Raw genomic sequence first — 9,547 nt, 5'->3', positions numbered from 1 at the left:
TGAAGGGAATGACTTTCCTAAGCAGAGGGATCACTTGTTTTTTCTCATCCCCGGATGCTGATGTAAAAGTGATTGCAAGAGGCTTTCCTGATTTTTCTACCAGTAAATGCGATGTCACGCCTTTACCTTTGTAGCCATAATCAACTTGCTCTCCTCCTCCGCGTCCGCTGGAAAAAAAAACCATCTACAGAGAGTCTCTGGGCATCAATACACCCCAGCTGTTCGGCAAGCTTAAGCAGCTCTTCTAAAAATTGATCTAAAAATCCAGCAGATTGCATTCTTCCAAGCCATGCGTGTGCTGTTGAGGGATGAGAAAACTCCTTGTTTCTAGGTGCATCTTTCCAAGGAGCTCCTGTCCGAAGCACCCAGAAAATAGTATTCACTACAGGTCTCCATGGCGCTAATTTTCTTCCATAATGGTTACGATTTACCCATTTTTCCATTTGAGGTTCGAGTATTTTAAACTGTTCTTCATTTAATCCTTGCTTGCTCATGTCATCTGTCTTTAGTTAAAAAATAAAAAGATCTGGTATCATAGCGAAAATTTATATTCAATTCAAGATAGGTTCTTAACCGTAAATAATAACTTTTCATCAATAAATTAGATGAGCATAAAGCTATTTCTGCAAACATTATGCAATAGAAAAGAGTTTTTTACTGTATGGATATAAAATAAAACTTAACTATCTTGCAAATGTATTTTTCTTGGATTTTAAAGTAACACCAATCTTGTAATAGGCTTGAAATCTTGCATTTTAAACATCTGTTATTCAAAATGGTCTTTTTAAAAAAGGAACGACATGGCCCAATACAGCACAAGTGATCTAAGAGGTGGTTTTAAAGTAGAAATCGAAGAAGAACCCTATACCGTGGTTAGCAATGAGTTTGTTAAACCGGGGAAAGGACAACCTTTCAATCGTATTAAACTCAAGCATTTAATAACAGGGCGTGTTATAGAAAAAACCTTTAAATCAGGCGAAAAGGTAGCAACGGCAGATGTAGAAGAACTAAAGATGCGTATGTTATACAAAGAATCCGATGGAGTTGTTTTTATGGACGATGAGTCCTTTGAACAATTTACCATTCCTCTTTACATATTAGAGGATAAACAGCAGTGGCTGCTTGAAGAGATCCTGTATGATGTAACCTTCTATAAGGGACAACCGATTGATGTTACTCCTCCTACTTTCATGGAAATGCGTGTTGTTGAAACAGCTCCGGGAGCACGTGGAGATACCGCTTCTGGACGAGTTTTAAAACCAGCGATTACAGAGAGTGGTGCAAAAGTACAAATTCCCATCTTTATCGAAGAAGGAGAAAAGATTAAAATAGACACACGTACGGGAGATTACGTCGCTCGTGTCTAAAAAAGATCTCTCTTTATTGTATAGCAGAGCTGATCTACTTACTAAAATACGCCACTTTTTTTTGCAGAGAAAGGTTTTAGAAGTAGATTGCCCTGCATTATCTCTGACAGCCTCCATAGATCCACATATCGATGTAATGAAAGTTTGCTTAAGCAATAAATTAGGCTATTTGCATACATCTCCAGAATACCGCATGAAACGACTGCTCTCTTATGGTATCAAAGATATTTATCAACTCAGTCACGTATTCCGTAATCATGAATTCGGTAGATGGCACAACCCAGAATTCACCATGCTGGAATGGTATCGAATAGACTGGTCCTTAGAACAACTCATTAGAGAAACTTTGGATTTATTGCAGATGACCTTGGGTAATCTTCCTATTCATACTTATACCTACCGAGAAGCTTTCACTCAAGCTACAGAAATCGATTGTGATACATGTGATGTACAAGAGTTATTTGACTGTCTAAAAGCCTATGACATTCAAATATCCGATACAAGTTGGGATAGGGATTTTCTGATTCAATTAGTAATGGGATCTGTAGTAGAGCCCACTTTGGATCCTCATTATCTGACTGTGATTACCGATTTCCCTATAGAACAAGCAGCGCTTGCTAAAACCCGTTTAGTCGATCAAAAGCTCGTAGCATGTCGTTTTGAGGTATATTATAAAACAGTAGAAATAGCCAATGGGTATCAAGAGTTAACCGACCCACAAGAAAACAAACTACGTATCGAAAAAGCTAATCAAACTCGCCTTTTAATGGGAAAAGAAGCTCTTCCTATTGATGAAAAATTTCTCCAAGATCTTGAGCTCCCTCCTTGCTGTGGAGTAGCCTTAGGGTTTGATCGCCTGCTCGCTCTTAAGCATGGATTAAATAATCTAAAGCCCATTCTGCCTTTTTCCTGGGATGAAACCTAAACCCATTTTTGTACAATGGGAAATCGCCTTCCTGCTTGAAAAGCCCTGCGACTCACGCGAATTCCAGGAGCTGCTTGTTGGCGTTTATACTCTGCGTTATACATTCTTTTAATTAATTGCTTCACGAGATCAAGAGGTATTTGATATTGATAAGAAATCTCTTCAGGAGAAAAATATTCCTCTATATAACCTTGTAATACTTGATCTATAATATCATAAGGAGGAAGAGAATTACTGTCTAATTGATTGAACTTAAGCTCAGCTGAAGGGGGTTTTTTTAATGTAGATTTAGGAATGCGTTGTTTATGTAGATTGGCTAAGATATACACCTGCTGTTTAGTCAAATCTGATAGCACACTTAAACCTCCACACATATCCCCATATAAAGTGCAATAACCCATTGCCATTTCACTTTTATTACCCGTACTTAAAACTAAGCATCCAAACTTATTGGAAAAAGCCATTAAAATGGCCCCTCTAATACGAGCTTGCAAATTCTCCTCGGTTGCATCGAATTTTTGGTCTACAAAATAAGGTTGTAAAAGTTCAAGATATGCTTGAAATGGTTTTTCAATGGGAATCTGCTTTAGTGTTATTTTTAAGTTGTCTGCTAATTCTATAGCATCCAAGAGGCTTTGTTTTGAGTTATAACGAGAAGGCATGGTAATGCCTAATACATTTTCACTACCTAATGCATCCACTGCTATGCAAGCTACCAAAGCGGAATCAATTCCACCTGATATCCCAAGACAAGCTTTTTTAAATCCTAGTTTAACAAAGTAATCCCTCAAGCCTAATACCAGTGCCTGATATAAATCCTTGAACGGATCGATAATAAAGGTATAGGGTGTAGATACAGCTTCTGTATCCAGAAGCATTGTATCTTCTTCAAATCCCTTTGCTAACTGTTGCAGTTCAGCTTGCTTATTTACATAGGTACTATAGCCTGCAAATACAAGTTGATCATTAGCTCCCACCTGACAGCAAAGTATAACAGGACATTTCAATGTGCGTGCACAAGCAAGACATACTTCAATACGAGTCTCTAATGTTTGAAATCCATAGGGAGAAGCGGATAAGTTAAGGATAAGATCTGGTTGCAAATCAACCAGGTCTAATACAGGATCGTGTGCATAATTACCTTCTAGATGTTGCCACATATCCTCACAAATCAAAATACCAATTCTTTTACCTTTCAATGGCCAAATACGGGTTTTTAAAACCGGTTCAAAATAGCGCCTCTCATCAAAGACATCGTAGGTAGGAAGCAACTGTTTGTCTTGAAAGCCTAAAAGTTTCCTATCGTAAATAACAGCAGCACTATTTATCAGAGATTTTTCTGCCCTCTCTTTATTTTGACGAACCAATCCCAAAATAACAATTAAACCAGAAGATGCTGCAATGACCTGTTCCAAATAATACGCATGCGCTTCAACAAAAGACCTTTGTAATAATAAATCCTCTGGAGGGTAGCCAGATAAAATAAGTTCTGAGAAGAGAATAAGCTCTGCATGGGCTAAACGCGCCTGTTCTAAAGAATAAAGTATTTTTTTTGTGTTTCCTTCTAAATCACCAATAATTGGATTTAATTGAGAAACAAAAATACGCATAGATCCTTTCTTAACCTCTTTTTTTCAAAATAGCCGATTTAATCAATTAGCCTCAATACTTGACGTTTAATCCACGAAAACCAGTTGTTCCTCTGATTTCAAAAAATACTGAAACAGATATGAGAGCATTGTCAAACAGCATATGAACCTATCTTGAATAGATGTCATGAGAATGAAAGGATTAAAAGAAGAACAATAGATCTCTTGCATAACCAATAAGCAATCTAAAATTTTAAAGTATTTTAATCCAGGAGATATGATTGTTTGAGCGATATACTAGTTTAATTTCAAATTAAGGATTATCTCTTGGTATTTTGAAAAAAATCTCTTTACCTTCATAGAAGGTATTGTTCTTTGCTTAAAGATTTTTATATGGTTCAAATTCTTAATTTGAAGCCAAACTAGTATATAGCTGGAAATGCTTTTATTAAGATAGGAATCTATAAATGAAAGCTTTAAAATAGGGGGTTATGCAAGAAATCTAATGTTCTATTCGTAAAGCCCAGACCATTGATGATCATAGCCACCGCTGCTATTCCTGGACTAACTTTCCTTTGAGGGCCTGATGGCAGACGATTGTCAATCCTTTCAGCAATTTTTAAGTCCTGACAAATGACAGCCACTAAGCCATAATGATCCATTACTGTCGTTTGAATTTCTCCTTCTGAAACCTCTACCATACCGCACCTCTTTGTTCAAAAAAGACATAATAGCACAAAAAGCTTAGCTAATTCCAAAAATAGATGATTAGGTGATTAGCTCCCCCTTGCGATCTTGCTGATTGTTTTAGAAGAAGATAAATTAATTGATATTAATTTGTTCTCAAACTATTGTCGTATTCCATCTAATACGATTAAAGGAGGTATATAATGAAAAAATGCGGCAATTTAAAAATTGACACGGAAAATATTTTACCGATCATTAAACAGTGGCTCTATTCAGACAAAGAAATTTTTCTCCGAGAGCTTATTTCTAATGGGTGTGACGCTATTCATAAATGTAAAGTGTTAAAAGATCATGAAAAACTCTCTATTGAAAATAGCTCTTTTCGAATTGATCTAACAATCGATAAAGAGAAAAAAACCCTGACTTTTAGCGATACTGGCCTTGGTATGAGTGCAGAGGAAATAGAAAAGTATATTGCACAGCTTGCCTTTTCAGGAGCTAAAGAGTTTTTAAGCAAATATAAAACCGAAAAAGAACAAGATCAGATCATTGGACATTTTGGCCTTGGATTTTATTCTGCCTATATGGTTGCGGATAAGGTTAGTATTGATTCTCTCTCTTACGTTCCAGAAGCAGAGCCAGCTCTTTGGTCTTGTGATGGTTCTTCTTCTTATGAACTAGAGAAAGGAACTAGAACTTCTAGGGGAACTGCGATTACATTACATATATCCTCAGAAGCAGAAGAGTTCTTAGAAGAGACAAGAATAAACACTCTTTTGCAAAAGTACTGTGGATTTTTGCCGGTTCCTATTTACCTAAACGGCAAGCAAATCAACGCTAAAGAGCCTCTTTGGTTGAAAAATTCTGCTGACTGCACAGATAAAGAATACATCGATTTCTATCACCAACTCTATCCCCTAGAGCCAGATCCCATCTTTTGGATTCATTTAAATGTAGATTATCCATTTAATCTAAAAGGGATCCTCTACTTCCCTAAAATTACAGGTCGCTTTGACTGGAATCAAAATACCATTAAGCTCTTTTGCAATCGCGTATATGTATCAGATAACTGTAAAGATGTTTTGCCTGACTACCTTATGATACTAAGAGGCGCTATCGATAGTCCTGATATTCCTTTAAATGTATCGCGTAGTACCTTGCAAGTCGATCGTACGGTAAGACAACTCTCTCAACATATCTCTAAAAAAGTAAGCGATCGCCTACTCTCTTTATATACCACCAATCGCGAGCGGTTTATTCAAACATGGCCGGACATTGAGTGGATCATAAAACTGGGGATTTTACAAGATGACAAGTGGTATGAGCGTCTTAAAAGCTTGCTCATTTGGCAGCAAACAAACAAAGATTGGACAACAGTAGAAGAATACATAGAGCGTAATCGTTTGTCTCATGAAAATAAGATCTTCTATGTCTCTCAAGAGCATTCTCATAGCCATATTCTTGATCTATATCAAGCAAAAGGTATGGAGGTTTTATATGCCCCCTCACCGATTGATAACCATCTTATGAGTTTTTTAGAGAGCAAATTAGATAAGATAAGCTTTCAAAGAATCGATGGAGCACTGGATGAAACTATTCTAGATAAAACTAGAGAGCATACTCTACTTGATACAGAAGGGCGTACAGAGGCTGCTAAAATAGCAGACTTCATCCGTTCCAAATTACAAATAGAGCATCTTGAAGTAGAAGCAAAAAGTCTTGTCAATGACACAGTTCCAGCTCTTTTAGTGATTGATGAGCATATGCGAAGGATGCGTGAGACAATGGCTTTAACCAAACAGTCCTTCAATTTGCCTTCTAAAAACACTTTCGTGGTAAATACCAATAATAAGCTTGTACAAAAAGCCTATCAATTAGAAACAAAAGAACCAGAACTGGCTAAGGAACTTATTCATCATATTTATGAGCTCTCCTTGCTTTCTCAAAAAGAACTAGCACCAGAGGCTCTATCGTCTTTTATTTTGCGCTCTAATCGCGTGTTGGAAAAAATGGCAGATTTCTGCCCTTAAAAAACCCTTCTCAAGGAGCAGATCCTGCTCCTTGAGGCATAATTGTCACCGAATCAATCACTCTTCCCTTTATATCTAAAGCATCCACCACAGCTTTTTCTTGATCTATTCGCACTAAACAGACGGAATTGACTTTTGCTATTTTTTCTAAATTTCTCGTAAACAATTTAGCAAAATTCATCTAATACTTGAGTCTACACGATAGAAATAGACGAAAAAGGTTTGGTCTTCAGTTCAATCTAATTGCGGGCATTTATAATCTGGAGCTATGTTAATGGGTTTTGAAAGAGGTCTAATAAAATAGATTTGATTCTATCGCATAGCCTTTTATCCCGTTCATGGCGATGACGAGCCTTGAGGATGTCTTTTTGGTTTCTTGTTAAAAAGTTCGCTTTTAGTTGCATATGAGCAAAATTTATATCTCAATCCATTAGAAAATTTCAATGAATTTAGTGTTTGAAAAGTCTTTTTTCTAATGCATTTCAGTATATAGCCTCCTACTACGACAAAATCCGGTGATCTAGCTGCGATTTGCAAAGCCATTTTACGCATCAAATCCAAGTAATAATAAGCATCCCCACCTACAGCAAAACAAAGAGGGATATCCATTGGCTAAAGTCCTAAATCGATAAATCTTCTTGCCAAAGCTGAACTCGTATTCTGTATTTTAGGCTCAAGGTTAAACAGTTCCACCGAATGAATCCGCTTCCCAGGACAGATATATCGTAGGTTGCATTTTGGGAATAGCAAAAGAAAAAACATAAAATACTGGTAATTAAAAGCATAAGACCTCTTAAAAAGAGGATTATCATATTTATTAATTTATCGCAAGTAAAAAATAGTTAATTTTATATACCTGTCTTTAACATAAATTTACCTTTAATATATAAAATATAATCAAACAACCTACTTAATATAAAAATAATAAGAAAAAATCATGATAAATATTCATAATATATCAAATTTAGAAATGTTTGATCAGAAAGGGTCTTTCTTACCCTGCCCTAATGATTTGCAAGAAGCCATACAAGCAGGGATCGCAGAAAAAGTAGGAACTCTTCTTAATGCAGAAGGATTTCTTGCTCTTATCTCTAACTTTAACCCCACAAAAGACATAAAACTTCGCATCCACCTTACCAAAGATGGGATTACGATCCAGCTGTTGAGGAGAGAAAACTTAGAAGATTCTAAAGTAGCAAAAAAAGACTCAGAACTCTCCCAAGAAATTAAAGAAAGAAAAGAAAAAATTATTACAAAAGCAGCCTCCTTATTTAAAGAATCCTTTTCTCTTGGTTCTTCTGCTGGATTGAAATCTAAAGTCCGCCCTTTATTTATCCCTTCACAAACAAACAAAGAACAAGTTCCTTCTAAAATTCATTTTGACGCTACTCTATCAAACTCTCAAATACAACAATTGCATGCTAAAATAGAGGATTTACAAGATCAGCTAAATAAGAAAACTCCTTCTTCTGAAGAACTAAAAGTAATAAAAGAACAACTTGTATTCTTAACCCAAGCTATTCACAACTTATCACTTAAACAAGAAAACATTACCTATCCCTATACTGAAGAATATGCTCTGATTAATAAATTAGTAGATAACCAACAAGACATTTACCGAGCATTACTAGATCTTTTATCCAGAAATTTAAATCAATCCCCTATCACTCCGTTAACTTCACCTCCTGCTCAAGGGATTGAAAATTCAGCTCTTAAGGAAATGCTTCTTAAACTACAAAAAGAAAAAACAGAGTTAGAACAAACTAATGATCTTACAGGTCAATCTTATAAAAAAGCTTCTCTGCTCTTAGCACAAAAAGAACATGAAATTGCAACCCTGCAAGAAAAACTTGAAGCTTTGCCTAACTTACAATTGCAGCTATCTGATTTACAAAGAGAAAAAAATAATTTAGATTCAGAATATGGGACCCTTACAGAGCAACTTTCTCAAATTAAAGAAAGTCAAATTAAGCTATCTACAAACTATAATAATAAAATTGAAGAACTAAATAGCTCAAATGCGCTTTTACAAACACAACTTTCTGCTAAAGATGAACAAATTAACGAGCTAATCAAAAGCTCAGACAATACCCATCAAGGACTAGAAAGACAACTTTCTCAGCTACAACAAGAGATAGATACACTCAAGCAGGCTAATACTCTTATAGAAAAAAATTATAGGGAAACTTCTCAACTTTTAGAAGACAAAAAGAAGGAGATCATAACCCTAAAAGAAAAACTTGAAAGCCTGTCTAATCTACAACAAGAAAAAGAAGCCTTAGAGTTAGAACATACTGAGCTATCTATAGACTATAATAATAAAATTAAACAATTAGAGAACTCGAACACAGATCTACAAACACAACTCTCTACTAAAGATGCACAAATTGCACAAATAGAAATAAAGATTCAAAACTTACCTAAACTTGAAGAACTTCAAGAATTACAAAATCAGCTCTCTAAATTAAAACAAGAGAAAACAGGTTTAGAACAAGCTAATGAATCTTATAAAGAAGCTTCTCTACTCTTAATACAAAGAGAACAAGAAATTGTAGTCATACAACAAGAACTCAAAGCCCTACCTGAATTACAATCACAGCTATCTCTTCTACAACAAGAAAAAGAGGCTTTAGATTTAGAACGTGGAAATCTCACAAGACAACTTATTCAAGCTAAGAAAACTCAGACTGAGTTATCTACAGACTATAGTAATAAAATTAAACAATTAGAGCGCTCATACAACACCCGTCAAGGACTAGAAAGACAACTTTCTCAGCTACAACAAGAGATAGATACACTCAAGCAGGCTAATACTCTTATAGAAAAAAATTATAGGGAAACTTCTCAACTTTTAGAAGACAAAAAGCAGGAGATCATAACCCTAAAAGAAAAACTTGAAAGCCTATCTAATCTACAACAAGAAAAAGAAGCCTTAGAGTTAGAACATAC

8 protein-coding genes and 1 pseudogene are annotated in these 9,547 nt (G+C 35.6%); 4 read left to right on the top strand and 5 right to left on the bottom strand.

Features of this window, described 5'->3' with window-relative positions:
* Positions 1-140 precede the first annotated feature (140 nt).
* Entirely contained in the window at positions 141-494 is a 354-nt protein-coding gene (locus RHOW815_RS03905) for a transposase (protein ID WP_215217041.1), read from the bottom strand.
* 306 nt (positions 495-800) lie between these two features.
* On the opposite strand from RHOW815_RS03905, the gene efp reads away from it, so the two are divergent.
* Together efp and epmA are read left to right on the top strand one after the other, a co-directional pair.
* A complete protein-coding gene (efp, locus tag RHOW815_RS03900) occupies positions 801-1,367 on the top strand; it encodes an elongation factor P (protein ID WP_215217040.1) in 567 nt (188 codons plus the stop codon).
* Positions 1,360-2,292: an EF-P lysine aminoacylase EpmA gene (epmA, locus tag RHOW815_RS03895; protein ID WP_215217039.1), complete on the top strand. Its 933-nt coding sequence runs from the start codon at positions 1,360-1,362 to the stop codon at positions 2,290-2,292. Before efp ends, epmA begins: the two co-directional genes overlap by 8 nt.
* Here the strand turns inward: epmA and RHOW815_RS03890 are convergent.
* Positions 2,289-3,902 carry an NAD+ synthase gene (locus RHOW815_RS03890; RefSeq protein ID WP_215217038.1) on the bottom strand — a complete coding sequence of 538 codons (1,614 nt, stop codon included), beginning with the start codon at positions 3,900-3,902 and terminating at the stop codon, positions 2,289-2,291. The two genes, epmA and RHOW815_RS03890, sit on opposite strands and share 4 nt — an antisense overlap.
* Positions 3,903-4,384: 482 nt before the next feature.
* A pseudogene (locus RHOW815_RS03885) lies at positions 4,385-4,543 on the bottom strand (DUF4277 domain-containing protein); the annotation flags it as partial.
* A 228-nt stretch (positions 4,544-4,771) separates the two neighbouring features.
* On the opposite strand from RHOW815_RS03885, the gene htpG reads away from it, so the two are divergent.
* The gene (htpG, locus tag RHOW815_RS03880; protein ID WP_215217036.1) at positions 4,772-6,598 is read left to right on the top strand and encodes a molecular chaperone HtpG; all 1,827 of its coding nucleotides are present in this window, start codon (positions 4,772-4,774) and stop codon (positions 6,596-6,598) included.
* A 10-nt stretch (positions 6,599-6,608) separates the two neighbouring features.
* Here htpG and RHOW815_RS03875 read toward each other — a convergent pair whose 3' ends face one another.
* Positions 6,609-6,779: a hypothetical protein gene (locus RHOW815_RS03875; RefSeq protein WP_215217035.1), complete on the bottom strand. Its 171-nt coding sequence runs from the start codon at positions 6,777-6,779 to the stop codon at positions 6,609-6,611.
* A gap of 85 nt (positions 6,780-6,864) precedes the next feature.
* Positions 6,865-7,002: a hypothetical protein gene (locus tag RHOW815_RS03870; RefSeq protein WP_215217034.1), complete on the bottom strand. Its 138-nt coding sequence runs from the start codon at positions 7,000-7,002 to the stop codon at positions 6,865-6,867.
* A gap of 533 nt (positions 7,003-7,535) precedes the next feature.
* On the opposite strand from RHOW815_RS03870, the gene RHOW815_RS03865 reads away from it, so the two are divergent.
* Positions 7,536-9,547 (top strand): hypothetical protein (locus tag RHOW815_RS03865; protein ID WP_215217033.1); only part of this gene is annotated, 2,012 nt, incomplete at its 3' end.

Origin of the sequence: Candidatus Rhabdochlamydia sp. W815 (assembly GCF_018642185.1) — a bacterium.
GTDB classification, from domain to species: domain Bacteria; phylum Chlamydiota; class Chlamydiia; order Chlamydiales; family Rhabdochlamydiaceae; genus Rhabdochlamydia; species Rhabdochlamydia oedothoracis.
This window is presented reverse-complemented; position numbering and strand designations above follow the sequence as displayed.

Bases quoted from the DNA above. Each gene is read 5' to 3' on its own strand.
- htpG (WP_215217036.1), top strand. From the start codon at position 4,772: ATGAAAAAATGCGGCAATTTAAAAATTGACACGGAAAATATTTTACCG.
- RHOW815_RS03870 (WP_215217034.1), bottom strand. From the start codon at position 7,002: ATGCAACTAAAAGCGAACTTTTTAACAAGAAACCAAAAAGACATCCTC.
- RHOW815_RS03875 (WP_215217035.1), bottom strand. From the start codon at position 6,779: ATGAATTTTGCTAAATTGTTTACGAGAAATTTAGAAAAAATAGCAAAA.
- RHOW815_RS03905 (WP_215217041.1), bottom strand. From the start codon at position 494: ATGAGCAAGCAAGGATTAAATGAAGAACAGTTTAAAATACTCGAACCT.
- efp (WP_215217040.1), top strand. From the start codon at position 801: ATGGCCCAATACAGCACAAGTGATCTAAGAGGTGGTTTTAAAGTAGAA.
- RHOW815_RS03890 (WP_215217038.1), bottom strand. From the start codon at position 3,902: ATGCGTATTTTTGTTTCTCAATTAAATCCAATTATTGGTGATTTAGAA.